The sequence below is a fragment of the Pseudomonas sp. PA-1-3F genome, assembly GCF_021609665.1.
GTDB lineage: Bacteria > Pseudomonadota > Gammaproteobacteria > Pseudomonadales > Pseudomonadaceae > Aquipseudomonas > Aquipseudomonas paracarnis.
Map to the genome: position 1 here is coordinate 104624 of NZ_WJZD01000019.1, position 23264 is coordinate 127887.

29 protein-coding genes are annotated in these 23264 nt (G+C 59.6%); 10 read left to right on the forward strand and 19 right to left on the reverse strand.

The features are described from left to right. Positions 1-40: 40 nt before the first annotated feature. Positions 41-1942: a potassium transporter Kup gene (locus GIV26_RS15610; RefSeq protein ID WP_236281431.1), complete on the reverse strand. Its 1902-nt coding sequence runs from the start codon at positions 1940-1942 to the stop codon at positions 41-43. Positions 1943-2356: 414 nt separating this feature from the next. Here GIV26_RS15610 and GIV26_RS15615 point away from each other — a divergent pair, with 414 nt between their 5' ends. The 7 genes from GIV26_RS15615 (at position 2357) to tsaA (ending at position 7252) form a co-directional block, all read left to right on the forward strand. After that, complete coding sequence (locus tag GIV26_RS15615) at positions 2357-2680, forward strand: type II toxin-antitoxin system RelE/ParE family toxin (RefSeq protein ID WP_034126497.1); 324 nt, start codon at positions 2357-2359, stop codon at positions 2678-2680. Continuing rightward, on the forward strand, positions 2677-3012 hold the full coding sequence (locus GIV26_RS15620; RefSeq protein ID WP_034126496.1) for an addiction module antidote protein: 336 nt from the start codon (positions 2677-2679) through the stop codon (positions 3010-3012). Before GIV26_RS15615 ends, GIV26_RS15620 begins: the two co-directional genes overlap by 4 nt. A gap of 181 nt (positions 3013-3193) precedes the next feature. Beyond that, positions 3194-4534, forward strand: a complete 1341-nt coding sequence (rimO, locus tag GIV26_RS15625; RefSeq protein WP_003231334.1) for a 30S ribosomal protein S12 methylthiotransferase RimO — start codon at positions 3194-3196, stop codon at positions 4532-4534. A gap of 100 nt (positions 4535-4634) precedes the next feature. Next, the gene (locus GIV26_RS15630; protein ID WP_236281434.1) at positions 4635-5105 is read left to right on the forward strand and encodes a GNAT family N-acetyltransferase; all 471 of its coding nucleotides are present in this window, start codon (positions 4635-4637) and stop codon (positions 5103-5105) included. Positions 5106-5312: 207 nt separating this feature from the next. Continuing rightward, the gene (locus tag GIV26_RS15635; RefSeq protein ID WP_034126494.1) at positions 5313-6023 is read left to right on the forward strand and encodes an rRNA pseudouridine synthase; all 711 of its coding nucleotides are present in this window, start codon (positions 5313-5315) and stop codon (positions 6021-6023) included. A gap of 68 nt (positions 6024-6091) precedes the next feature. After that, on the forward strand, positions 6092-6553 hold the full coding sequence (locus tag GIV26_RS15640) for a DUF1456 family protein (RefSeq protein ID WP_005785469.1): 462 nt from the start codon (positions 6092-6094) through the stop codon (positions 6551-6553). A gap of 3 nt (positions 6554-6556) precedes the next feature. Next, entirely contained in the window at positions 6557-7252 is a 696-nt protein-coding gene (gene tsaA, locus GIV26_RS15645; RefSeq protein WP_057976027.1) for a tRNA (N6-threonylcarbamoyladenosine(37)-N6)-methyltransferase TrmO, read from the forward strand. Positions 7253-7433: 181 nt separating this feature from the next. Here the strand turns inward: tsaA and fpr are convergent, their stop codons facing one another. Next, the gene (gene fpr, locus GIV26_RS15650; RefSeq protein WP_003189055.1) at positions 7434-8213 is read right to left on the reverse strand and encodes a ferredoxin-NADP reductase; all 780 of its coding nucleotides are present in this window, start codon (positions 8211-8213) and stop codon (positions 7434-7436) included. Between the two features lie 125 nt (positions 8214-8338). Between fpr and GIV26_RS15655 the strand changes: the two genes are divergently transcribed. Beyond that, the gene (locus GIV26_RS15655; protein ID WP_003189054.1) at positions 8339-9265 is read left to right on the forward strand and encodes a LysR family transcriptional regulator; all 927 of its coding nucleotides are present in this window, start codon (positions 8339-8341) and stop codon (positions 9263-9265) included. Positions 9266-9268: 3 nt separating this feature from the next. Here GIV26_RS15655 and GIV26_RS15660 read toward each other — a convergent pair whose 3' ends face one another. From GIV26_RS15660 to GIV26_RS15670, 3 genes are all read right to left on the reverse strand, one after another. After that, entirely contained in the window at positions 9269-9631 is a 363-nt protein-coding gene (locus GIV26_RS15660) for a diacylglycerol kinase (protein ID WP_003189051.1), read from the reverse strand. Positions 9632-9706: 75 nt separating this feature from the next. Further along, entirely contained in the window at positions 9707-10357 is a 651-nt protein-coding gene (gene erdR, locus GIV26_RS15665; RefSeq protein ID WP_003189050.1) for a response regulator transcription factor ErdR, read from the reverse strand. Between the two features lie 251 nt (positions 10358-10608). After that, complete coding sequence (locus GIV26_RS15670; protein ID WP_032903391.1) at positions 10609-11328, reverse strand: tRNA-uridine aminocarboxypropyltransferase; 720 nt, start codon at positions 11326-11328, stop codon at positions 10609-10611. Between the two features lie 178 nt (positions 11329-11506). Between GIV26_RS15670 and GIV26_RS15675 the strand changes: the two genes are divergently transcribed. Next, on the forward strand, positions 11507-11941 hold the full coding sequence (locus tag GIV26_RS15675; RefSeq protein WP_034126491.1) for a PA3611 family quorum-sensing-regulated virulence factor: 435 nt from the start codon (positions 11507-11509) through the stop codon (positions 11939-11941). A gap of 295 nt (positions 11942-12236) precedes the next feature. Beyond that, complete coding sequence (locus GIV26_RS15680) at positions 12237-13349, forward strand: TIGR00730 family Rossman fold protein (RefSeq protein ID WP_034126490.1); 1113 nt, start codon at positions 12237-12239, stop codon at positions 13347-13349. 53 nt (positions 13350-13402) lie between these two features. Here the strand turns inward: GIV26_RS15680 and recX are convergent, their stop codons facing one another. From recX to GIV26_RS15745, 14 genes are all read right to left on the reverse strand, one after another. Further along, positions 13403-13870, reverse strand: coding sequence for a recombination regulator RecX (gene recX / locus GIV26_RS15685; RefSeq protein ID WP_034126489.1), 468 nt, complete (start codon positions 13868-13870; stop codon positions 13403-13405). An 8-nt stretch (positions 13871-13878) separates the two neighbouring features. Next, complete coding sequence (gene recA / locus GIV26_RS15690; protein WP_014717176.1) at positions 13879-14937, reverse strand: recombinase RecA; 1059 nt, start codon at positions 14935-14937, stop codon at positions 13879-13881. 83 nt (positions 14938-15020) lie between these two features. Continuing rightward, the gene (locus tag GIV26_RS15695) at positions 15021-15521 is read right to left on the reverse strand and encodes a CinA family protein (RefSeq protein ID WP_054897099.1); all 501 of its coding nucleotides are present in this window, start codon (positions 15519-15521) and stop codon (positions 15021-15023) included. An 81-nt stretch (positions 15522-15602) separates the two neighbouring features. Continuing rightward, positions 15603-16097: a lysis system i-spanin subunit Rz gene (locus GIV26_RS15700; RefSeq protein WP_034126487.1), complete on the reverse strand. Its 495-nt coding sequence runs from the start codon at positions 16095-16097 to the stop codon at positions 15603-15605. Continuing rightward, a complete protein-coding gene (locus GIV26_RS15705) occupies positions 16085-16642 on the reverse strand; it encodes a glycoside hydrolase family 19 protein (protein ID WP_034126486.1) in 558 nt (185 codons plus the stop codon). Before GIV26_RS15705 ends, GIV26_RS15700 begins: the two co-directional genes overlap by 13 nt. Before the next feature lie 22 nt (positions 16643-16664). Continuing rightward, complete coding sequence (locus GIV26_RS15710) at positions 16665-17666, reverse strand: contractile injection system protein, VgrG/Pvc8 family (protein WP_236281437.1); 1002 nt, start codon at positions 17664-17666, stop codon at positions 16665-16667. 9 nt (positions 17667-17675) lie between these two features. Beyond that, entirely contained in the window at positions 17676-17888 is a 213-nt protein-coding gene (locus tag GIV26_RS15715) for a tail protein X (RefSeq protein ID WP_236281440.1), read from the reverse strand. Continuing rightward, positions 17881-18264, reverse strand: a complete 384-nt coding sequence (locus GIV26_RS15720) for a phage tail protein (RefSeq protein WP_014717171.1) — start codon at positions 18262-18264, stop codon at positions 17881-17883. The genes GIV26_RS15715 and GIV26_RS15720 overlap by 8 nt, the downstream gene beginning before the upstream one ends. Then, positions 18264-20486: a phage tail tape measure protein gene (locus tag GIV26_RS15725; protein WP_236281443.1), complete on the reverse strand. Its 2223-nt coding sequence runs from the start codon at positions 20484-20486 to the stop codon at positions 18264-18266. Before GIV26_RS15725 ends, GIV26_RS15720 begins: the two co-directional genes overlap by 1 nt. Positions 20487-20492: 6 nt before the next feature. Further along, positions 20493-20618 carry a hypothetical protein gene (locus GIV26_RS27145; RefSeq protein WP_014717169.1) on the reverse strand — a complete coding sequence of 42 codons (126 nt, stop codon included), beginning with the start codon at positions 20616-20618 and terminating at the stop codon, positions 20493-20495. Beyond that, entirely contained in the window at positions 20615-21187 is a 573-nt protein-coding gene (locus GIV26_RS15730; RefSeq protein WP_236281446.1) for a phage tail assembly protein, read from the reverse strand. Before GIV26_RS15730 ends, GIV26_RS27145 begins: the two co-directional genes overlap by 4 nt. Positions 21188-21368: 181 nt before the next feature. Continuing rightward, the gene (locus tag GIV26_RS15735; protein ID WP_098949396.1) at positions 21369-21875 is read right to left on the reverse strand and encodes a phage major tail tube protein; all 507 of its coding nucleotides are present in this window, start codon (positions 21873-21875) and stop codon (positions 21369-21371) included. Continuing rightward, positions 21875-23041, reverse strand: a complete 1167-nt coding sequence (locus GIV26_RS15740) for a tail protein (protein ID WP_032877508.1) — start codon at positions 23039-23041, stop codon at positions 21875-21877. The genes GIV26_RS15735 and GIV26_RS15740 overlap by 1 nt, the downstream gene beginning before the upstream one ends. Positions 23042-23043: 2 nt before the next feature. Then, positions 23044-23217: a hypothetical protein gene (locus GIV26_RS15745; protein ID WP_003189022.1), complete on the reverse strand. Its 174-nt coding sequence runs from the start codon at positions 23215-23217 to the stop codon at positions 23044-23046. Positions 23218-23264: the final 47 nt, after the last annotated feature.

The following is a 23264-nucleotide window of genomic DNA, read 5'->3' on the forward strand; positions in this document are numbered from 1 at the left end:
GAAAGCGGGAGCCGATTGCCGGCTCCCGGTAGGCAGCGCCTTACATCTCGACCTGGGTGCCCAGCTCGATCACACGGTTGACCGGCAGTTTGAAGAACCGCAGGTTGCCGTTGGCGTTTTTCAACATGAAGGCAAACAACACTTCACGCCAACGGGCCATGCCTTTGATGCGCGAGGCAATTACCGTTTCACGGCTGAGGAAGTAGGTGGTGCGCATCGGGCTGAAGTCCAGGTCATCCAGATGGCACAGTTTCAGCGCTTCAGGCACGTCCGGTTCATCGGTGAACCCGAAGTGCAGGATCACCCGGAAGAAGCCTTCGCCATAGGCATCCACCTCGAAGCGTCGCGCCGCAGGCACCCGTGGAATGTCTTCGTAGACCACGGTCAACAGCACCACCTGCTCATGCAGCACCTGGTTATGCAGCAGGTTGTGCAACAGCGCATGGGGCACGGCGTCGGGCCGCGCGGTGAGGAACACCGCCGTGCCCTGAACGCGATGGGGCGGCTGTACGCGGATACTGCTGATAAAGATCGGCAACGGCAGGCCACCCTCGTCGAGACGGCCGACCAGCAATTGCTTGCCGCGCTTCCAGGTGGTCATCAGCACGAACAGCACGATCCCCGCCAGTACCGGGAAGGCGCCGCCCTGGAGGATCTTCGGCGCGTTGGCGGCGAAGAACAGGCCATCCACCAACAGGCAGCAGAGCAACAGCGGCACGGCCAGCACCGGTGGCCATTTCCACAGCAGCAGCATCACCGCTGATACCAGGATGGTGGTCATCAGCATGGTGCCGGTCACCGCCACACCGTAGGCCGAGGCCAGAGCGCCGGAGGATTCGAAACCCAGCACCAGCAGGATCACGCCGACCATCAACGACCAGTTCACTGCACCAATGTAGATCTGGCCCTGTTCGGCACTGGAGGTGTGCTGGATATGCATGCGCGGGATGTAACCCAGCTGGATTGCCTGGCGGGTCAACGAGAACGCGCCGGAAATCACCGCCTGGGAAGCAATCACCGTGGCCATGGTGGACAAGCCCACCAACGGGACCAGTGCCCAGCTCGGCGCCAGCAGGTAGAACGGGTTGCGCGCCGCCTCCGGATCGCCCAGCAGCATCGCGCCCTGGCCAAAATAGTTCAGCACCAGCGCCGGCAGCACCAGCAGGAACCAGGCGCGGGCGATGGGTTTGCGGCCAAAGTGGCCCATGTCGGCGTACAACGCTTCAGCGCCGGTCAATGCCAGCACCACCGCGCCGAGGATCGCCACGCCAATACCGGGGTGAACCATGAAGAAGCGCACGCCCCATGCCGGGTTCAGCGCATTGAGCACTTCGGGTTGCTGCAGAATGCCGTACACCCCCAGGCCGCCCAATACCAGGAACCAGGTAACCATCACCGGGCCAAACAGCTTGCCGATGCGGTCGGTGCCGTGTTTCTGGATCAGGAACAGCGCCACCAGCACCACCAGGGCAATGGGCACTACCCATTTTTCCAGGCCGTCGAACGCCAGTTCCAAGCCTTCGATGGCCGACAACACCGAAATTGCCGGGGTGATCATACTGTCGCCGTAGAACAACGCCGCGCCACACAGGCCACACACCACCAGGAAACTGCGCAATTTCGTGCGCTTCCCGGCAGCTCGCCGGGCCAACGCGGTGAGGGCCATGATGCCGCCCTCGCCCTGGTTGTCGGCACGCAGCACGAACAATACGTACTTGATCGACACCACCCAGATCAGCGACCAGAAGATCAGCGCCAGGATCCCCAGGACGCCGTCATGGTTGACCTGCACCCCATAACCACCGTTGAACACCTCTTTAAGGGTGTAGAGCGGGCTGGTCCCGATATCGCCATAAACCACCCCGACCGCCGCTACCAGCATGCCAATCGGCTTGGCTTTTGAATGCTCGGCACCTGCTGCCTGACTACTTGCCTGACCCATCAACCACTCCTGCCCTTTGACCTGAGGTCTTTTATAAACAGCGCTTCTAAGCTGACCCTAGCATGCGCCGTTTTACTTCTCGTAACAGACGTTTTATTGACCCAAGGGCTTTACCCGTGCGCAACGGCGCGAAGCATAGCGCAGCACTCGTCGTATTTCCCCGTTCAAGTGAACGGGGTGTCGTTTTAGGCAATCAGTCATAGCGGGCACAGCAGCACTTTGGCGCCTTTTTGCCTGCATTGATCACATTTACGGCCAACCGTATATTCCTGGCCCGGCTCAGTCGTGCTGCGTGGGTGGTGTGAGCAGGAGCGCCTTGGCCGGATTACCTGATCAGTCATTCGTGCATTCGCATGGCGGGCAGTCGATATAAAAACTCAACTATCGGACTGTCTCTTTTAAGGTACACTCCTCATGTACGAAGTGAAACACGTACTGTCAATCAACGGCGTGGATATCTACCAGGCTTGGCTGGATACAGTGCAGGACACGCGTTCGAAAGCAAGAATCACCACCAGAGTGGATCGGGCGTCCCTTGGTCACTTTGGCGTTACCGAGCCAGTGGGTGATGGGGTCTTTGAGATGAAGCTCGATTTCGGCCCGGGGTTTCGCGTGTATTACGCAGTCCAGGATCGAAAAATCATTTTCCTATTGGGCGGTGGTTCGAAGGCCAGACAGCAGAACGATATCGATCAGGCCAAGGCTCTCTGGAAATCTTACAAGGTGCAGCAAAAATGACCATTCGTACCCGCCCGCACGAAGATAGCGTTCTGGAAATGCTTCGCAACGACGAAGCATTCGCCCTGGAATATTTATCTGTCGCGCTTGAGGAAATAGATGAAGCCGGTGGCGAGGACGCTTTCCTTGTCGCTATCCGTCGAGTGGCGGAAGCTCGTGGTGGGATGCTCAGCTTGTCGCAGAACACAGGACTCAATCGAGCAAACCTCTACAGGTCCATCGGCGTCGGCGGTGATCCTAAGCTCTCCACTTTGCTTAAAGTCCTCCAGGCGTTAGGTGTGGGCATGTCTAAAGTGGTATCGCACCGAACAGAACAAGACGTCCAGGCTTAAGCGCGCGCCAGTAGCTATGGGGATTACCCGGCGCAGCACTCGTCGCATTTCCCTGCATAAAGCTGGTCAAGTGCGCTGCCCGCCGATAGAATTGCGCACTTTTTGATCAGAGGCGCACCAAGCGCCCATCCGTTGCCTTGTCGTGCACGACCGGCAGCGTCATTCAATACCGAGGTTAGACATGTCCACCACCATCGCAAAAGCCAACCCCAAGGTTGGCTTTGTTTCCCTGGGTTGCCCGAAGGCGCTTGTCGACTCCGAGCGCATCCTCACGCAATTGCGTATGGAAGGCTACGACGTCGTGTCCACTTACCAGGACGCCGATGTGGTGGTGGTCAACACCTGTGGCTTCATCGACTCGGCCAAGGCCGAATCCCTGGAAGTGATCGGCGAAGCCATCAAGGAAAACGGCAAGGTCATCGTGACCGGCTGCATGGGGGTGGAAGAAGGCAATATCCGCAACGTGCACCCGAGTGTGCTGGCGGTGACCGGCCCGCAGCAGTACGAGCAAGTGGTCAACGCTGTGCACGAGGTGGTGCCGCCACGCCAGGATCACAACCCGCTGATCGACCTGGTGCCGCCTCAAGGCATCAAGCTGACCCCGCGTCACTACGCATATCTGAAGATTTCCGAAGGCTGCAACCACAGCTGCAGCTTCTGCATCATCCCGTCGATGCGCGGCAAACTGGTAAGCCGCCCGGTGGGTGATGTGCTCGACGAGGCCCAGCGCCTGGTCAAGTCTGGCGTCAAGGAGTTGCTGGTGATCTCCCAGGACACCAGCGCCTACGGCGTCGATGTGAAATACCGCACCGGTTTCTGGAACGGCGCGCCGGTGAAAACCCGTATGACCGAGCTGTGCGAAGCCCTCAGCAGCCTGGGCGTGTGGGTGCGCCTGCACTATGTTTACCCGTACCCGCACGTGGACGAGTTGATCCCGTTGATGGCCGCCGGCAAGATCCTGCCGTACCTGGATATCCCGTTCCAGCACGCCAGCCCGAAAGTGCTCAAGGCGATGAAACGCCCGGCGTTCGAAGACAAGACCCTGGCACGCATCAAGAACTGGCGCGAGATCTGCCCGGAGCTGATCATCCGCTCCACCTTCATCGTCGGTTTCCCCGGCGAGACCGAGGAAGACTTCCAGTACCTGTTGGACTGGCTGACCGAAGCGCAGCTAGACCGCGTCGGTTGCTTCCAGTATTCGCCGGTGGAAGGTGCACCGGCCAACCTGCTGGACTTGGCCGTGGTGCCGGACGACGTCAAGCAAGACCGTTGGGAGCGCTTCATGGCGCACCAGCAGGCCATCAGCTCGGCACGCCTGCAACTGCGCATCGGCAAGGAAATCGAAGTGCTGATCGATGAAGTCGACGAGCAAGGCGCGGTGGGTCGTTGCTTCTTCGACGCCCCTGAAATTGACGGTAACGTGTTTATCGACGATGCCAGCGGCCTGAAGCCGGGTGACAAAGTCTGGTGCACCGTGACCGACGCCGACGAGTACGACTTGTGGGCTGAAAAGCGCGACTGATCGCAACGGTGATAAAAAAGCCTCGCCTCTGAGAAGATGCGGGGCTTTTTTAGGTCTATCGTATTGTCCATCAACCCCGAATACAGCAGGGACAGCGGGTATGCGTCAGCATTCGGTGATTCACACACCTAAAACCAGCGACTACACGCGCCTGGTGCAGATCTGGGAGGACTCGGTACGCGCCACCCACGACTTCCTCCCGGACAGCTATATCGACATGTTGAAAAACCTGGTGCTGACCCGCTACCTCGATGCGGTCATGCTGATCTGCACCAAGGACTCATGCCAACGCATCACCGGGTTCGCCGGAGTGTCGGGGGGCAAAGTGGAAATGCTGTTTATCGACCCGCACCACCGTGGCCAGGGACTGGGCCGGCAATTGCTGGGTTACGCGATCGAACACATGAATGCCGATGAACTGGACGTCAACGAACAAAACCCCCAGGCCCTGGGTTTTTACCTCAAGCAAGGCTTCGAGGTGATCGGGCGAACGGACCATGATGGGCTTGGGCAGCCTTATCCATTGTTGCACCTGCGTCTGCGCCAGCAGCAACAGGCCCGTAATGCCTGAACTGTGGGAGCTGGCTTGCCTGCGAAGGCGTCGGGTCAGTCTACCCATCCGATGCTGGTATACCGCCATCGCAGGCAAGCCAGCTCCCACATTTGACCCGTGTTGTGTCAGTTAAGTAATTGTTATGGCCCATGTGCTGAAATGGGGCCGGGATTAACCGGCGCCAGGCAGGTACAATAGTGGCCCCCTTTTGTTACGGCCCTTGTCATGACTGACCCCATACGCCTCTCCAAACGCCTTATCGAACTGGTCGGTTGCTCCCGTCGGGAGGCTGAGTTGTTTATCGAAGGCGGCTGGGTCTCGGTGGACGGCGAAGTGATCGACGAGCCGCAGTTCAAGGTCACTGACGAGAAGGTCGAGCTGGACCCGGAAGCTAAAGCCACCGCGCCAGAGCCGGTGACTATCCTGCTGCACGCTCCCGCAGGCGTGGATGCTGAAACCGCCATGGCCTCGATCAGCGCCGAAACCCTGTCTGAAGAGCACCGTTTCGGCAAGCGCCCGCTCAAGGGGCACTTTCTGCGCCTGAGCGCCAGCGCCGACCTGCAAGCCAAGGCCAGTGGCCTGCTAGTGTTCACCCAAGACTGGAAGATTCTGCGCAAGTTGACCGCCGATGCCGCCAAAATCGAGCAGGAATACGTGGTGGAAGTCGAAGGCGACATGGTTGCCCACGGCCTTAACCGCTTGAACCACGGCCTGACCTACAAAGGCAAAGAGCTGCCTGCCGTCAAAGCCAGCTGGCAGAACGAGAACCGCCTGCGCTTTGCGATGAAAAACCCGCAACCCGGCGTGATCGCGCTGTTCTGCGAAGCCGTTGGCCTGAAAGTCATCGCCATCCGCCGCATCCGCATCGGCGGCGTGTCCATCGGCAAGGTGCCAGTGGGCCAATGGCGTTACCTGTCCGGCAAAGAAAAGTTTTAAGCCGTTCCCTTTTCCCGACACCGCCTGATTCCGGCGGTGTCATCAGTTGAATACCAGGATTGCCCACCATGATTCACAACGACGTACTGCGCAGCGTGCGCTACATGCTCGACATCAGCGACAACAAGATGGTCGAGATCATCAAGCTCGGCGGCATGGACGTGACCAAGGAAGACCTGCTGACCTACCTCAAGAAAGATGAGGAAGAAGGCTTCGTGTTCTGCCCGGATGAAGTCATGGCCCACTTCCTCGATGGTCTGGTGATCTTCAAGCGCGGCAAGGACGAAAGCCGCCCGCCGCAACCGATCGAAACCCCGGTGACCAACAACATCATCCTGAAAAAGCTGCGCGTGGCCTTCGAACTGAAGGAAGACGACATGCATGCAATCCTCAAGGCGGCGGAGTTCCCGGTGTCCAAGCCAGAGCTGAGCGCGCTGTTCCGCAAGTTTGGTCATACCAACTACCGCACCTGTGGCGATCAGTTGCTGCGTAACTTCCTCAAGGGCCTGACCTTGCGGGTCCGTGCCTAAGCCATGAGTTACCAGGTCTCGCCCGTCGGCTTCGTACGCTCCTGTTTCAAGGAGAAGTTCGCCATCCCGCGCCAACCGCAACTGGCACCGGCTGCCCGTGGCGTGCTGGAGCTGGTGGCGCCGTTCGACCAGGGTGAGGCGGTGCAGGGGCTGGAGCAGGTCAGCCATGTGTGGCTGCTGTTTCTGTTTCATCAGGCCCTGGAAGACAAACCACGCCTGAAAGTGCGCCCGCCACGCCTGGGCGGCAATACGTCCATGGGCGTGTTTGCCACCCGCGCAACCCATCGCCCCAATGGCATCGGCCAGTCGGTGGTGAAGCTGGACAAGGTGGAACGGGGGCGCCTGTGGATTTCCGGCATAGATTTGCTCGATGGCACGCCGGTGTTGGATATCAAGCCGTATGTGCCTTATGCCGATATCGTGGATGCGGCCACCAACGACATCGCCAGCGATGCGCCCGCGCTGATCGGCGTGCAATGGCTCAAGGCTGCACTGCAACAGGCGCAAGGCCATGCACAGCGCCTTGGTGAACCGTTGGTGGAGTTGATTGAACAGTGTCTGGCACAGGACCCGCGGCCGGCGTATCAGGTTCCTACCTCAGAACGGGAATACGGTGTGCGGTTCTGGGACGTGGATGTGCGCTGGCACTACCCGGAGCCGGGGATGATTTGTGTGCTGGAAGTGGTTTCGGCGCAGTAAATCGCAGAAACGCAAAAGCCCGCGCTGCCTTCACAGGCAACGCGGGCTTTTCTTTGCAACGCATTCGACTGTAGGAGCGAGCTTGCTCGCGAAAAACGAGCAGGCACCGCGTTCAGTCAAGATGCCAGCGTTATCGTTGGCGTTCTTCGCGAGCAAGCTCGCTCCTACAAGTGACCCGAAGTCACTTCTCGACGAACGCACGCTCGATCAGGTAGTCACCCGGCTCACGCATCCGTGGCGAAACCTTGAGGCCGAAGCTGTTCAACACTTCGCTGGTCTCATCCAACATACTTGGGCTGCCACACAGCATGGCGCGGTCGTCTTCGGGGTTGATCGGCGGCAGGCCGATGTCGCTGAACAGCTTGCCGCTGCGCATCAGGTCGGTCAGGCGGCCTTCGTTTTCGAACGGCTCGCGGGTCACGGTCGGGTAGTAGATCAACTTGTCACGCAGGGCCTCACCGAAGAACTCGTTCTGCGGCAGGTGCTCGGTGATGAATTCGCGGTAGGCGACTTCGTTGACGTAGCGCACGCCGTGGCACAGGATGACTTTTTCGAAGCGCTCGTAGGTCTCAGGGTCCTGGATCACACTCATGAACGGGGCGAGGCCAGTACCGGTGCTGAGCAGGTACAGGTGTTTGCCCGGCTTCAAATCGTCAAGCACCAGGGTGCCCGTCGGTTTTTTGCTGATGATGATCTCGTCGCCTTCCTTCAAATGCTGCAATTGGGAAGTCAGCGGGCCATCGGGCACCTTGATGCTGAAGAACTCCAGATGCTCTTCCCAGTTCGGGCTGGCAATGGAGTAAGCGCGCATGAGCGGGCGGCCGTTGGGCTGTTGCAGGCCGATCATCACGAACTGACCGTTCTCGAAGCGCAGGCCCGGATCGCGGGTGCACTTGAAGCTGAACAGAGTGTCGTTCCAGTGATGAACACTGAGGACACGCTCGTGGTTCATGTTGCTCATGTACGGGGGACTCCTGGAAATGGGTCTGCGCCAAAGGTATGGATGCGCAATTGCACAGCATTCTAATGGCGGCGACAATATCTGTTAACTGGATTATTAAGATAAGGGTTATCGGTTATATCGATATGCGATTTACTCTCCGTCAACTGCAAGTTTTCGTCGCCGTCGCCCAGCAGGAAAGCGTCTCGCGCGCTGCTGGCCTTCTGGCCTTATCTCAATCCGCCGCCAGCACCTCAATTACCGAGCTGGAGCGTCAATCCAGCTGCCAATTATTCGACCGCGCCGGCAAACGCCTGAGTCTCAACGCCCTCGGTCACCAGCTGTTACCCCAGGCCGTGGCATTGCTGGACCAAGCCAAGGAGATCGAAGACCTGCTCAACGGCAAGTCCGGCTTCGGTTCCCTGGCAGTCGGCGCCACCCTGACCATCGGCAATTACCTGGCGACACTGCTGATTGGTAGCTTTATGCAGCAGCATCCCGAGAGCCAGGTGAAACTGCATGTGCAGAACACTGCGCATATCGTGCATCAGGTGGCGCACTACGAAATTGACCTGGGTCTAATCGAAGGTGACTGCAGCCACCCGGATATCGAGGTACAGACGTGGGTAGAAGATGAGCTGGTGGTGTTCTGTGCGCCCCAGCATCATTTGGCCAAGCGTGGCGTGGCCACCATGGACGAGTTGACCCACGAAGCGTGGATCCTGCGAGAACAAGGCTCGGGCACGCGCCTGACCTTCGACCAGGCTATGCGTCACCACCGTAGCGCACTGAATATCCGCCTGGAGTTGGAACACACCGAGGCAATCAAGCGAGCTGTGGAGTCAGGCTTGGGGATTGGCTGCATTTCGCGGCTGGCGCTGCGTGATGCCTTCCGCCGTGGCAGCCTGGTGCCGGTAGAAACCCCGGACCTGGACCTGGCCCGGCAGTTCTACTTCATCTGGCACAAGCAGAAGTACCAGACCTCGGCGATGCGCGAGTTTCTCGAACTGTGCCGCGCCTTCACCGCTGGGGTGCAGCGCAGCGACGAGATCGTGCTGCCGAGTATCGCTTGATCGTCAGATCAGGATCACGGCCCATACCAGGGTGATCATGGTCAGTGCCACGAATTGCGCGGCGCTGCCCATGTCCTTGGCGTTTTTCGACAGCGGGTGGCGGTCCAGGGAAATACGGTCAATGGCCGCTTCTACCGCTGAGTTGAGCAATTCGACGATCAGCGCCAACAAACACACTGCAATCAGCAGCGCCCGTTCAACCCGGCTGACCTGCAGGAAAAAGCTCAAGGGGATCAGGATGACGTTCAGCAACACCAACTGGCGGAATGCCGCCTCGCCAGTGAAAGCCGCACGCAGGCCATCCAGGGAATAGCCCCCTGCGTTGAAGATACGTTTGATACCGGTTTGACCCTTGAAAGGCGACATAGATGTAGGCAACTGAACCAAAGAAGTGGGGAAGCTAGATCACGCAAAGTCAAAAAAGCGTGAAGCGGCTGTAACTTAATGTTGCGAGATAGACTCAAGTTGCTGCAAAAGCAACGCCGCCTGAGTGCGCGTACGCACGCCCAACTTACGGAAAATCGCCGTAACGTGGGCCTTGATGGTCGCTTCCGACACACTCAATTCGTAGGCAATCTGCTTGTTCAACAAACCTTCGCAAACCATGGTCAACACCCGGAACTGCTGGGGCGTCAAGCTGGCCAGGCCATCGCGGGCGGCCTTGGCTTCATCGGACACATTGATTTCTTCAAACGCCTGGGGTGGCCAGGACACATCGCCGTCCAACACCGTGCGCACGGCTTTCTGGATATCTTCCATTGCGCTGGACTTGGGAATGAAACCGCTGGCGCCAAACTCCTTGGAGCGCACCACCACGTCGGCTTCTTCCTGGGCCGACACCATCACCACGGGGATCTGCGGGTATTGGCCACGCAGCAGCACCAGCCCGGAAAAACCGTAGGCGCCCGGCATGTTCAGGTCGAGCAACACCAGGTCCCAGTCGGATTTTTCAGTCAGGCGGGCTTCCAGTTCGGCAATGCTGGCTACTTCGACCAAACGTACATCGGGGCCAAGGCCCAGGGTTACGGCCTGATGCAGTGCGCTGCGAAACAGCGGGTGGTCATCGGCAATCAGGATTTCGTATGTGGCCATTGGTTAAATGATCCTGTTTTTTATGGGAGCCCTGATGGGTTCAGGGTTCACCAATACACGAGGCGACGGCCGGGCAGCGATCGCCACAGGGCCCGCTCAACGTCAAAAACACATGAAACGACGTCGATAATTCACGGTTGCGCCCAATCGGCGCACAGCATGCCCAGCGTAGCCTGGAGGGTCAAGCACTACGCCCGTGGGGATTTTAGCGGGTTGCGGGCTTACAGTGCCATCATGCAAACGTCGTGTGGTTATCCCGCCGGGATGTAGGGTGCAAGGCGCGTATGCACGGTGTCTGCCGCATCCAGTGGCAGTTGGAACTTGGCAGCCAGGTAATGGGTGCTGAACACATCGAGATAGGCATCCAGCACTTCGCTGGCGGCCAGGTCATCGGCCAGCTCCAGGCACAGCGCCGCCACCTCGGCGGTGCAGAAGTGGTCATCACGCTTGGAGCGCCGTAGCTTGTAACGCGACAGTTGCTCGGGTGCCAGGCTCAGCACCGGTAAATGTTCCAGATAGGGACTTTTGCGAAACATCTTGCGCGCTTCGCTCCAGGTGCCGTCCAGCAGGATGAACAGTGGGCGCTTGCCCTCCTCCACGCGCACTTCACTGACCACCCGTTGCGGCGCCACGAATTCACCGGGAAATACGATGTAGGGTTGCCACTGCGGGTCGGCCAGCAACCTGAGCAACTCGGGGTCGACTTCGGTACGCGACCAGGCAAACGCGGTGGTGTCGTGTATGACATCGGCGATCAGCCAGCCCGTGTTACTGGGCTTCATCGGTTCAACGTCATGCATCAATAGGCACATGGCGGACTTGGCTTCTACCTGAGGCCGCCAGGCACACAGGCAGTACTCAGGAATGACCCGACAGCCGGGACAGCGCTCAGCACGGGAACCCCGATTGAGAAACGGCCTGACGGCACGCGCCAGACGCTGGGTACGCAAACGGGAGACGGCGTGACTCATCGGGCACGCGGCGCAGTAGGAGAAATCGACACGGAACAAACTCGTGAAAAACAGAAGTCCCGCAGTTTACCAGCGATACGCCTGGCTGTAGTGGCAAGGGCTCACCTATAATTGCGCGCCACTGAACGCACAGCCCAGTGGCTGGTCTATGCACCAGTAACCGAATCAGGAGAGTTTCATGCTGCGTTCCATGCTGCGCCTTGTTGCCCCATCCGTCGCCCTTGCGCTGGTCTTGCCTATGGGCGCCCACGCGGCCTCGCTGCTGGAGGCTCAAATGAACAAGAAGCTGCAAAGCGTCGCGGCCGAAAGCAACAAGGACCTGCCCCGGGAAATCGATGAAAAAACCCTGGAAGTCGCCTACACCGTTGAAGGGATGCAACTGATCGATCACCTCAGCGTGCTGCCTGACCGTGCCGAACAGATGCGCGCCAACCCCAAGGCTGTGTATTTCCAGCTGGGCCGCAGTGTGTGCACCAACCCGGGCTACCGCGAGCTGATGGCCAAGGGCGCAGTGATGCGCTACGAAATTACCGAGAACAAGACCAATCGCCCGGTGGCTTCCGTCAAGTTCGCAGAGGCCGATTGCCCGGCTCCGGCGAAAAAGAAAAAGTAACCTCTGCTTGACCCTCCCGCGCTGCTTCCCAGCGGCGCGCACGCTTCCTCTGCGTTTGCCACCAACGACTAAACTGCGTAATGAACCCCCAATAAGCGGTTGCCAGCCAAGGGTTTTTCGGCCCATGATCAGTTCATCCCAGATGCCCGCCCACCACAGTTTTTAATGCTGTTCTGTCATATTTTCAGGGCAAAAAAAGGCCTGCCCTCTTGCGGCATGCCGCGACACAAGCAGTGTCGTGGCCCAGGCGACGTTCTCGTCGACTACCCAGGCCCTGTAAAGAAGGAGAAATTGAATGCCTTATGAATCGAATGATTTGCTGCTTCGTCATTTTGAAGAAAACGGGACCGACCTCACTCAGCAGGTCGACGCACAAATTCAGTTGATCGCCCCCAACAGCCCGAATATCCCTCTTTATCGAGACATGATCCTCACCGTCCTGCGCATGGCCCAGGACGACCGTGATCGCTGGAACGCCAAGATCACCCTGCGTGCCATCCGTGAACTGGACCATGCCTTTCGGGTGCTCGAACAATTCAAGGGCCGGCGCAAAGTCACGGTATTCGGCTCGGCGCGTACGCCAGTGGAAAGCCCGCTGTATGCGCTGGCCCGAGAGGTGGGTGCGGCGTTGGCACGTTCCGACCTGATGGTCATCACCGGTGGCGGTGGCGGGATCATGGCCGCAGCCCACGAAGGCGCGGGCCTGGAGCACAGCCTGGGGTTCAATATCACCCTGCCCTTTGAACAGCATGCCAACCCAACCATTGATGGCACCGACAACCTGCTGTCATTCCACTTCTTCTTTACCCGTAAGCTGTTCTTCGTCAAAGAAGCCGACGCGCTGGTGTTGTGCCCTGGCGGCTTCGGCACCCTCGACGAGGCATTGGAAGTGCTGACCCTGATCCAGACCGGCAAGAGCCCGCTGGTGCCGGTAGTGCTACTGGATGCGCCGGGCGGTGGATTCTGGCAAGGCGCCCTGGATTTCATCCGCAGCCAGCTGGAAGCCAATCGCTACATCCTGCCCACCGACCTCAAACTGGTCCGCCTGGTCTACAGCGCCGAAGAGGCGGTGGACGAAATCAACCAGTTCTACGCCAACTTCCACTCCACCCGTTGGCTTAAGCGTGAGTTTGTGGTGCGCATGAATCATCCACTGAGTGACCGCGCCCTGGCCCATATGCAGCAAGCGTTTGCCAGCCTGCGGCTCAGTGGCGAGTTCCAGCAACTCGCCTATACGGGCGAAGACCATGACGAACCGAGGTTCAGCCATTTGACGCGTTTGGTGTTCAATTTCAACGGTCGCGATCAGGGGCGATTGCGGGAGTTGGTGGATTACATCAACCTGCCGGAGAACTGGGCACAGGCCCAGGGCAAGGCACAGCAACGGATGACACCAGAAACAGCGTGATTGCAGGCAAAAAAAAGGCCCACTATTTTCATAGTGGGCCTTTTGTTTTTTGCTCAGTCGTCCATATCCCGACCGCTCAATAAGCGGCTGATCATGTCCATCGAAAACCCGCGATAACTCAAGAAGCGACCTTGCTTCGCACGCTCCTTGGCATCAATAGGAAGATGCCCAGCAAACTTGCGACGCCAGGTTTCCTCCAACTGCGACTGCCAACTGATACCGCACTCACGTAGCGCAAGGTCAATATCGGCACGTTGCAGTCCACGCTGGCTCAACTCTTCGCGAATCCGCGCAGGTCCATAACCGGAGCGTGCGCGGTAAGACACAAAGCTTTCGAGGTAACGGGCTTCCGACAACAGCCCTTCTTCCGTCAACCGGTCGAGGGCTGTTTCGATCATCTCAGGCTCTGCGCCGCGCTGACGCAACTTACGTGTCAGCTCGACTCGACCATGCTCGCGGCGAGCGAGCAGGTCCATCGCAGTGCGCCGAACGGCGACGAGTGTATCCAGTACAACAGTCATCGCTTGCTTCAGACGTCAGTATCGGCTTCTTCCATTTCATCTACCGGCTCGCGGTTGGCAGCCGCCTTCACGTCCGGCGCTGCGGTCAACAGCTTGTCGCGGATCTGCTTCTCAAGCGTGGCAGCGATATCCGGGTTATCCGCCAGGAACTTGGCCGAGTTGGCCTTGCCCTGACCGATCTTGCTGCCGTTGTAGGCATACCAGGCACCGGACTTCTCGACGAAACCGTGCAGTACGCCCAGGTCGATCATCTCGCCGTTCAGGTAGATACCCTTGCCGTAGAGAATCTGGAACTCAGCCTGACGGAATGGCGGGGCCACTTTGTTCTTCACGACCTTGACGCGGGTTTCGCTACCAACAACCTCGTCACCTTCCTTCACCGCGCCCGTACGGCGGATATCCAGACGGACCGAAGCGTAGAACTTCAGCGCGTTACCACCGGTGGTGGTTTCCGGGCTGCCGAACATCACGCCGATCTTCATACGGATCTGGTTGATGAAGATCACCAGGCAGTTGGCGTTCTTGATGTTACCGGTAATTTTACGCAGCGCCTGGGACATCAGGCGGGCTTGCAGGCCCACGTGCATGTCGCCCATTTCGCCTTCGATTTCAGCCTTGGGCACCAGGGCTGCCACGGAGTCGACCACGATCACGTCGATGGCGTTGGAGCGCACGAGCATGTCGGTGATTTCCAGGGCTTGCTCGCCGGTGTCCGGCTGGGAAACCAGCAGGTCATCAACGTTGACGCCCAGCTTGCCGGCGTATTCAGGATCCAGGGCGTGCTCGGCGTCGACGAACGCACAGGTGGCGCCCATTTTCTGCGCCTGAGCAATCACCGACAGGGTCAGGGTGGTTTTACCGGAAGATTCAGGACCGTAGATTTCAACGATACGGCCTTTTGGCAGGCCGCCAATGCCGAGCGCAATGTCCAGACCCAGAGAGCCAGTGGAAATAGCCGGGATCGCCTGACGGTCGTGATCGCCCATACGCATTACGGCACCCTTGCCGAATTGACGTTCGATCTGACCCAGGGCCGCAGCCAAGGCTTTCTTCTTGTTGTCGTCCATTAAAGTCCTCACGTAATCAATAAGGCCTGACGGCCAACACCTGTATAAGTAGACAGTATTGTTCCACAAAGATCCGAGATCGCCTACCCCTGATTGTCTATTTCTGCTGCAGCTCGTCGCAACAAGCCCTCCAGCGCGGCTTTTACCGTTTGTCGGCGGACCTCGTCGCGGTTGCCGGTGAAGTGCGCAAGCTCAGCCGTCACCTCTTCGCCCACGGCAAAAGCCAGCCAAACGGTGCCCACCGGCTTGTCCGGCGAACCGCCATCAGGGCCGGCAACACCGCTGACCGCCACGGCAAACCGCGCCAGGCTTTTTTCCTGCGCGCCGCGGGCCATCGCCTCCACCACTTCCTGGCTGACGGCCCCGACTTTGGCGAACAGTTTTTCCGGTACATTCAACTGCCGGGTCTTCTGTCGGTTGGAATAAGTGACATAGCCCGCCTCGAACCAGGCCGAACTGCCCGGGATCCGCGTGATGGCTTCGGCGATGCCGCCGCCGGTACAGGACTCGGCAGTGGTGACGTGGGCACTGAGCACCTGCAAACGGCGACCCAGTTCGGCAGCCAGTTGAGTGATTTCCTTCACGGTCGTCTCCAGGAATGGGCGGGGGTTTGCCTACCCTACAGGAGCCCATCGACCATGCAAGGTACAGAGTGCATCAAGACGCTAATGCGCGACGGCCTGCACGTAGGCCTGGCAAGCACGCAAGGCGATCAGGGCGTTATCGCCGTCGTCGGTGATGCGGATAATTCGCTGAGCATGCGCCGGGTCAAGTCGGGCTCGCGAGGTTGCATGAACCACGCCGCCGGGGCTGGGGGCGGCAGGCACTGTGCAGCCAGTGGTGACAGTGGCGAGAAGGACTGACAGCCGCACATCAGCAGTGGCCAGGCGATCGCGCAGAGCCGCTTGATTACGCAGGGCATCGTTCAATTCCTGAATGTGTTGGTGATCGCTAGTAGAGATTTGCTGTTCAAGGGCCAGGCGTTTGGCCTGTTCAGCCTGTTGTTGCTGAAGAATTGCCTGGCTTTGTTGGCTGAGCGCCTGTGTATGTCGGACCGATTGCAGCTCCAGCTGCGCCCCGTATCGCCACGCCTGCACCTGCCAAACAAGCGCCATGAGCAGGCACACACCGACCAAGCGAAACGCACCTAGGAAACGCATAGCACCGCCTTCGCTCGCACCCACAACCGCAAACGATCGTCCAGACCGTTGAGCCCACCATTGATACGGCGAGTGATGGTGGTGAACTGGTCTTTGTCGGCGAGCTCATTGAGGCCGTTGCTTTGCCAGAACCAGGCGGCAGATTCGCAGGCCCACTGTGGCTGCTCCAGCAATTTTGGTTGTCGCAGCAGACGATCGTCACCAAACAGAGCTTGGCTGCACGCCATGTAATTACGGCGCCCGGTGATCTGGATCAACCCCCTGCCCCGATACATTTGCCCATCACCGTCCGCCTCAGGGGTGTTGCCCAGCCGCGCGGCCAAGCTGCCGGTGTCGTACTTGCTCAGGTATTGATCGCTACCCAATTCGCGCACGTACTGTAACTGGGCAGACTCGTGACCGATTTGGGCGAGGAAGGCGGCGACGCGACGGGCCGTATTGATCTGATGCCCCGCAAAGGCCGCATTTAGAAAGGTTAAAAAAATGCCCGCGCGAAGGCGGGCTCCAGGCATTACACCCAGAAGCTGAGCATGTGTGATTACCATGGGTTTTACTCTAAGGAAGGATCTACACCGACAAACCGCTGGCCTGGACCGTACTCCGATAGCCACCTTTTCGCTCGCCCCTGGATTTCACCGTTTTAATCGACCAGCGCCCTTGCATGAACCTCGGCCACGACTCATCCAGCAGCAACAGGCCTTCAGCAGCCAGCGAAGGATTACCCGGGCAGACCACATCGATCTGCAACCCTTCGCGCCCCACCCGCCGCATCTCTCCCTGCGCCGCCGAGCGTGCTTCGTCCTCGCTCTGGTATCGCTGTGTCACCACTTTGAAGGGTGCGATGCCCACCTTGACGACACGCTGTTTTCCGGCTGCCGCGTCCCACCATGACGTTTGCGCGCCGTTGTATTTGGCACGGCTGGTTTCGGTGAAACTGGCGCTGATGAACGCGCGGTCACCTGGACGATTGTCATGGGTAATCGACAACCGTACATCCGGCAGTGCCTTGCCCGACAGCGTCTTGATCTGGCCTTTGCGCCCCAGTACATACAGCTCATCGACAGGCTTGGCCACCGCATCGAAGCGCTTGGCCAGGCGCGTCAGAAAAGCCATGTCGCTTTCATTGGTCTGATCGATGTGCGCGATCGGCTCACCGTCGAGTTCAGGCGCCACACGCGGTGAAAAACCGTATCGGGTGGTCAGTTGGCGAAACAGCGCACCCAGGGTTATCGGCCCATGGCTGGCGGTGCGGCGCTGTTTGAATTCGTGCTCGTCGAACGGTGCCGCCGTGGCCACCAGCACCAGTCTCAATGGGAACATCGACGGCGTGCGCTGGGTAATCTTGAACACACCCTTATCCACCAGGCCCGATTCCAGATAGCCAATACGCAGGCCAATTTTGCCGCCCAGATCGGGCAGCCCTTCAAGCCCCTCGATATCGAGGGTCAACTTCAGTTGATCAGATACAAACCCCGCTGCGTCGGTATGCTCCCACTCCAAGAGCCTCTCGTTGAATAACGCGGCATTGGCTCCGTATAGCTCCACTACAGGTGTAAATCCGAGTGCCATGATGGCTCCTTAATCCCAGGCGGAAACCGGCCGACTCGCAACCGGTTGCGCGTCCAATTCGGGCACCAGCACGCTGACGCCCGCCGGCAGTACCGCGCACTGTTCGGCCAACTCCGGGTTCAAGCACCACAACGCTTCTTCTGCGGCATCATCACTGCGCCCCAGTTCGCGGTAGAGCAACAGGTTCACCGAGTCGCCGGCAATGCTTCGAACCCTACGCATTGACGAACTCCTCCAGTAACAATGTCCAATTGATCACCATGGCCGTCCCGTCGTCGATCACGCTGGCTTGTTTTTCACTGATCGACTGGATGGTCCATAGCCCCCAGTTACGCCCCAACCCGTCCACCAAAGGCAACGGCGCCCGCAGGGCCTGCAGAGTGCGCAACTCATCCAGGCGCGCCATGCCATTGGCACGCGCAGCCTTGCCGCCCAATGCCAGCGTTTCGAGCCCCTGGCCGACCTGGCTGGATTTAGGTTTGCCGGCAATGATGTCGAGACTGACCCAGCCCCCGCTGCTACCACGATCAAGCGTGTCGTAGGCGAACCCACGGGACAGCCCGAAAATAAAAGTACCCAAGACCATCTGTTGTCGCATCACACAGCTCCATCGGTGAGTGCTGCGCCGCGTCGGGTCGCCAGCAGGTTGTCCATCGACAGCGGGGTAAATTGCGCTTCGATCTGTTGCACCACGAGCGCCGCCAGTTGTTGATGGCTGGCTTGCTCAGGCGCGGTGATGGTGATTTGCGGGGCGAAGTTGATTTGGCGGTTGTCGGCTTGAGGGGCGTTGAGGTTTTTGCTGACCTCCGTGGGGGATGGCAGGCGATCGCCCGTCCCCATCACTTTTTCAGCCAGCCACGCACCGACGTCACTGCCCACGAAAGTGCCCACGGCACCACCGACTACCTTACCGATTGCGCCCCCGGCGACGCCGCCCATCACACCGCCCAACACTGTGCCGGCACCCGGAACGACCGAACCGATAACAGCTCCCGCCAGCGTGCCGACCGCTCGGCCTATCGCCATCCCGGCCACATCACCGACGACACCGCCGGCAACACCGCCGCCGATAGAGCCCACGCTAGTTCCAACCGCTTGACCCAGGTTTCCGGTGATCGCGCCTTGCGTCATCTCGACACCGGCCTGGGCCACTACCAAACCCAGGGGGGCACCTTTGGCAAGCTTGCTCACCTTCGCCGCTTTGCCAGAGATGCCAGGGCCGGAAGCAGACGGGCGATTACCGTTGTGCCCGTCATTACTCGGGGCTTTGCGCTGGCTGTCCGGCGGTGTGGTTTTATTCCCGGCTGCCGGCCCCTCTCCGAGCACTTTCCCTGCGACCTTTTCGAAAATCTTGTCCTTCACGGCACCGAAAACACCGGAAACCACCGGGATCAGCACCGCCCCCGCCAGGGTGACGGCAGCGGCAGCCTTGGGCAGGCCCTCCGCGAGCCAAGCCACGCCACTGACCAGGCCGTTCATGGCGGTCAGCTTGGCATCCACAACGGGGGCCAGCGCTGTATCAGAGGCGGTGCTCAAGCGCGTGGTACTGGCCTCGTAGGCTTGCCGACGTGCGTAAGTAGAGTCCGCACGAACCGCGGCCGAACGCAGCACCGAACCTTGGTCGCCCAGCGTCGAAGTGGCGTAGGTGGATTTTTCTGCGACCAGCGAAAAGGCCTGTTTCACGCTGTCGATCACCGGTACCAGGCTCAGAATCGTCTGGTTGCCGTCGAACAACTGCGTCGCCAGCACCGCCTGCCTTTCGGCAGGTTGCGACTTGAGCGCCTCCAGCACCGTAAGCACGGCCTGTGGGGCGTCCTGTTTCATGCCCGCCGCGAGTACTTTTGGATCAAGCTTGAGCTCTGCCCAGGCACTGCGTTGCCCTGCAGAGGCGTTGTCGCCTTTAGCCAGGACGGCGCTGATTTTTTCCAGCCCGGCACCAGCAACAACCTTGCTGTTACCTGCGCTCAACAACGCCGCCGAAAGCGCTGCAGCCTGTTCGGGACTCATGCCCGCAGCCTTCGCGGCAGCGCCCTGGAGTTGCACAACAGCGCCGATATCCGCCGATTCGGCCTTGAGCGATACCTGGGTGCCCAGCACGTTTGTTGCGTCGGCAAGGTCCAAGGCTTGTGCGCGATCAAGGTGCATTGACTCGCGCCAGCCGCCCATGATTTCGCCGGCATTTTTGACGTCGATCTTGAACGCCGTCGCCAGGATCGCAGCGTCGCGAGCGAACTGCTGCAGGTCTGCCCGGCGCCCAACGGGGTCGATATTGCCCGATGCGTCCTTGCGATCACTGCCGATACCGGAACGGGCGGCGGCATACTCGACCTTCGCGAGGTCGACGGCACTGGCACCACTGGCAGCCACCACCGGCTCGGACGCCATGGCAAGGTTGGCTTCACGCAATGCCTTGCGCTCATGCCGGGCAAGCATCAACAGTTGGTCAATATCGGTCATCGCGGCGTCCAGCGCCTGCGAGGGTGTGCGCTTGTCTGTAGGCGCGACGGTCTTCGTACCCTCTGCGTTCCCGGCAGTTTGAGCTTGCCGGGCGTCCATCACCTTGAGCAACGAGACGTTGAACAGCTCCAGCGTATCGACCAACCGGACCTGCCCGTCCGCCAGATGCTTGATCTGCAAGCTGGCATCGGCCAATGCCAGGGCCAAACTCGCCGCACTCCCCGGGGCCCCCTCAAGCGGGCTCGGCAGCGCTTGGGTGATAGGTTTGAGACTAGCGTGCATTCCTGTCATCTGAAGTGCGCCCTGAGTCATCACGCCGTCCTTGGCAATGGCTGACCCTGCTTCATGATTACTATCTGCCATTGCGCTCTACTCCTGTTTGACGCCAAGACGACTGATTGCGATGTCGTAGCGGCGCAATGCTTTGCCGGCTTCCCAATCGAGGATTTCCGCTTCGTTCACCGAGTAAACCAGCGGCACTACATCGAGGATCACTTCGATGTCGCGCTCCGAAAGAAGTCCGCCGGTTTGTTTAAAAAATCGTCGATGCGCTCCTGCAGCTCGGTCCAGTCGGGCACGGTCAGGCCGGCAAGATCGGGAATCATCAGGCCGGTGCAATGGGCGGTGATGAACTCGGCACGCTCTTTGTTAGTGGCTAGCTTTTTCATCACCTTGGTAGCGCGCAGGGCGGGCATTTCCAGGGGCAGTTCGGTCAGGGTACGGCCGGCGGCTTCCAGGGGTAATAGCAGGTGGACAGGCTGGTCGTGGGTCGTCACGTCCTGTTCGTTCAGGAAGAACGAGGCCGGGCGCGTCGACATTTCGTGTACGTACTGCGCAATGCTCACGTAGTCCGGGCGTTTGAGTTGGTCGAGTTCTTTTTCCGACAGGCCGGTGGCGAGTTTCGCCAGTTCGAAGAACTGGTCGTCCTCGTCATCACCGGCCCGGGCCAGCGCGTCTTTTTGCGCGGCGTAGAACAACGGTTTGAGTTGAACCTGCTCGATCATTGCACCGGTGTCGGCGGTGATCGGGGACAGCAGCATGTGCAACGGTGGCATCCAGGCCATGGGGCAATTCCTTGTTGAACGGTATTGAAAAGTGCGAAAAATCTAAACCTGAGCATGGCCCCTGTGGGAGCTGGCTTGCCTGCGATGGCATCCACTCGATACACCAGGGATACCGAGTCGCCTGCACCGCAGGCAAGCCAGCTCCCACCTTGACCGTGCTCGCTTCAGATTGCGCCGGCCCTTAAGGCATCAGCACGGCGCGGCGGGCATCGCCAAGAATGTCGACGCCGTTGAGCACGAACTTCTGGGTGCGCACATCGATGTCGATCACCGAAATGCCATTTTCCAGACGGTTGTAGGTACGGCAGGACAGCTCCAGCGTGGTGGTGGCCTTGTCGCCCATTTTCAGCTTCGCCTCCTCCAGGGATTTGAGCTTGCCGCCCACGGTGTGGTAGGTGAAGTAGGTCTTGCCGTCCTGGTCTTGGCCGGCTTCACGCACGTTCAGCAAGATGTCGTCGCCCATGCGCACGCCCAGGGCCAGCATGATTTCCGGGCCGGCACCTTGCAGCACCAGCTTGGCATTGAGCACCTTGCCGCTCTTGGCCATTTCCTCGGCAATAAAGCGCCCGCCGGACATGGGCTCCATGTCGAACTCGATCTTCGGCGGGGTGAACTCTTCCACGGTTGCGGACAACGGCAGGCCTTGAAGGGTGGCCGCAATGGCCTGTCTGACTCGGTTGGTAAACATTAGAGAACGTCCTCCAGGAACTGCTCGATGATTTCATCGCGGGCGTTGAGTTGATAAACCATGTGTTCGTTCGGCGCGTAGCGGCCGTAGTCGATGACGATGAACCAGGTGCCGTTCTTGTACTTCTCGACGCTGTTCAGCTCCGGGTGCAGGTACACGCTGCCGCCGGGGATGGTTTCGTCGGCCACCAGGGTTTGCAGCCAGTCGTTGATGCGCTTGACCTCCTGGTCCATGAAGGACTTGGTGAGGTTCTTGGCCATGGCTTTCTGGCCAGCCTTGACCAGCTTGCGGCTGATGGCATCTTCCAGGCCGACGTAGCTGATGAACTTGCCGGTGATGGAGCGGTTACCCAGCAGCGAGAAGCCGCCGAGGATGGTGCGAGCGTAATAGCTCACGCCGTAGCGGTTGAGCAGGTCGCCTTCGGTGGATGTGTCGAGGATGTTGTACTCGACCACGCGGGAAACGTCCTCGGCGAAGGTCACCTGGTTACCTGGGCTTTCCCACTGCTTGACCTTGGCCAATGCGGCGATGGCCAGCGAGGATGGCGACAGGAACACGTTCTTCTTCGCGGCCTTGGAGTACACCGACGGCATGTTGTGCACCAGCAGGCAACGGTCGAAGCCCAGGTCGGCCCCGCCCAGTTCGCCGCTGTAGGTCACTTGGTCGGCAACGGACGCGTCCTTGCCATCCAGTACCACACGGGCCTTGATGCGCTTGCCGAAGGAGGCGAACTCACCAGCCACAGCCTTGGTGCCGGTAAAGCCTGGAGCGCCGATGATGGTCAGGTCTTCAGGCACGCTGCTCAGGGCCGCCAGGCCCAGTTTGCGACCGGTGACCGGGTCGTTGCCGCCGATCACATTATTGATCGTATCGGCCGGGGTAGCGCCTTCTTCGACGATGACCACATAGACCGGCACCTTCACCACTTTGAGGATCTGGTACACCGCTTGGAACAAGGTTCCCGACTCAGTGCCGGTAGGGTCCAGCAGCGCCTGGGTGGTGAAGCTGTTGATACGAAACGGCGCGTTTTTCGGGATCGACGCATGGGCATTCGGCGCAGTGCCGACCAGGCCGATGACGTTATCGCCAAGGCCACCCATGGCCTCGGGGGATTCAGTGGCATTCACAGTGATGCCGTTGTGCTCGAAGTTCAGGACTTCTGCCATGGTTATTCAGCCTTCTTGGGGGTGGAGTTGAGGACGCTGGTCAGTTCCAGGCGGCCAGCGGTGCGCAGGGCGGATGCTTCGACGTCGAGCAGTTCCAGCTCCTCACCGGCGGTAGACCAATGGCCGTTGCCGATGGGGAATGGGATGAGGACGGTGTAGGTTTGGCGGGTGGGCATGGGTGGAAATCTCCGGGTGGGAAATGCAAAAAGCCCCTGCGGGGAGG

Coding starts and splice junctions, on each gene's coding strand:
- GIV26_RS15630 (WP_236281434.1), top strand. CDS start 4,635: ATGCGTCAGCATTCGGTGATTCACACACCTAAAACCAGCGACTACACG.
- GIV26_RS15735 (WP_098949396.1), bottom strand. CDS start 21,875: ATGTTTACCAACCGAGTCAGACAGGCCATTGCGGCCACCCTTCAAGGC.
- GIV26_RS15655 (WP_003189054.1), top strand. CDS start 8,339: ATGCGATTTACTCTCCGTCAACTGCAAGTTTTCGTCGCCGTCGCCCAG.
- GIV26_RS15680 (WP_034126490.1), top strand. CDS start 12,237: ATGCCTTATGAATCGAATGATTTGCTGCTTCGTCATTTTGAAGAAAAC.
- GIV26_RS15715 (WP_236281440.1), bottom strand. CDS start 17,888: ATGCGTAGGGTTCGAAGCATTGCCGGCGACTCGGTGAACCTGTTGCTC.
- GIV26_RS15725 (WP_236281443.1), bottom strand. CDS start 20,486: ATGGCAGATAGTAATCATGAAGCAGGGTCAGCCATTGCCAAGGACGGC.
- GIV26_RS15720 (WP_014717171.1), bottom strand. CDS start 18,264: ATGCGACAACAGATGGTCTTGGGTACTTTTATTTTCGGGCTGTCCCGT.
- GIV26_RS15730 (WP_236281446.1), bottom strand. CDS start 21,187: ATGGCCTGGATGCCACCGTTGCACATGCTGCTGTCCCCGATCACCGCC.
- GIV26_RS15620 (WP_034126496.1), top strand. CDS start 2,677: ATGACCATTCGTACCCGCCCGCACGAAGATAGCGTTCTGGAAATGCTT.
- GIV26_RS15710 (WP_236281437.1), bottom strand. CDS start 17,666: ATGGCACTCGGATTTACACCTGTAGTGGAGCTATACGGAGCCAATGCC.
- GIV26_RS15660 (WP_003189051.1), bottom strand. CDS start 9,631: ATGTCGCCTTTCAAGGGTCAAACCGGTATCAAACGTATCTTCAACGCA.
- tsaA (WP_057976027.1), top strand. CDS start 6,557: ATGAGTTACCAGGTCTCGCCCGTCGGCTTCGTACGCTCCTGTTTCAAG.
- GIV26_RS15675 (WP_034126491.1), top strand. CDS start 11,507: ATGCTGCGTTCCATGCTGCGCCTTGTTGCCCCATCCGTCGCCCTTGCG.
- GIV26_RS15740 (WP_032877508.1), bottom strand. CDS start 23,041: ATGGCAGAAGTCCTGAACTTCGAGCACAACGGCATCACTGTGAATGCC.
- GIV26_RS15615 (WP_034126497.1), top strand. CDS start 2,357: ATGTACGAAGTGAAACACGTACTGTCAATCAACGGCGTGGATATCTAC.
- erdR (WP_003189050.1), bottom strand. CDS start 10,357: ATGGCCACATACGAAATCCTGATTGCCGATGACCACCCGCTGTTTCGC.
- GIV26_RS15700 (WP_034126487.1), bottom strand. CDS start 16,097: ATGCGTTTCCTAGGTGCGTTTCGCTTGGTCGGTGTGTGCCTGCTCATG.
- recX (WP_034126489.1), bottom strand. CDS start 13,870: ATGACTGTTGTACTGGATACACTCGTCGCCGTTCGGCGCACTGCGATG.
- recA (WP_014717176.1), bottom strand. CDS start 14,937: ATGGACGACAACAAGAAGAAAGCCTTGGCTGCGGCCCTGGGTCAGATC.
- GIV26_RS15705 (WP_034126486.1), bottom strand. CDS start 16,642: ATGGTAATCACACATGCTCAGCTTCTGGGTGTAATGCCTGGAGCCCGC.
- GIV26_RS15640 (WP_005785469.1), top strand. CDS start 6,092: ATGATTCACAACGACGTACTGCGCAGCGTGCGCTACATGCTCGACATC.
- GIV26_RS15635 (WP_034126494.1), top strand. CDS start 5,313: ATGACTGACCCCATACGCCTCTCCAAACGCCTTATCGAACTGGTCGGT.
- GIV26_RS15745 (WP_003189022.1), bottom strand. CDS start 23,217: ATGCCCACCCGCCAAACCTACACCGTCCTCATCCCATTCCCCATCGGC.
- fpr (WP_003189055.1), bottom strand. CDS start 8,213: ATGAGCAACATGAACCACGAGCGTGTCCTCAGTGTTCATCACTGGAAC.
- GIV26_RS15670 (WP_032903391.1), bottom strand. CDS start 11,328: ATGAGTCACGCCGTCTCCCGTTTGCGTACCCAGCGTCTGGCGCGTGCC.
- rimO (WP_003231334.1), top strand. CDS start 3,194: ATGTCCACCACCATCGCAAAAGCCAACCCCAAGGTTGGCTTTGTTTCC.
- GIV26_RS15610 (WP_236281431.1), bottom strand. CDS start 1,942: ATGGGTCAGGCAAGTAGTCAGGCAGCAGGTGCCGAGCATTCAAAAGCC.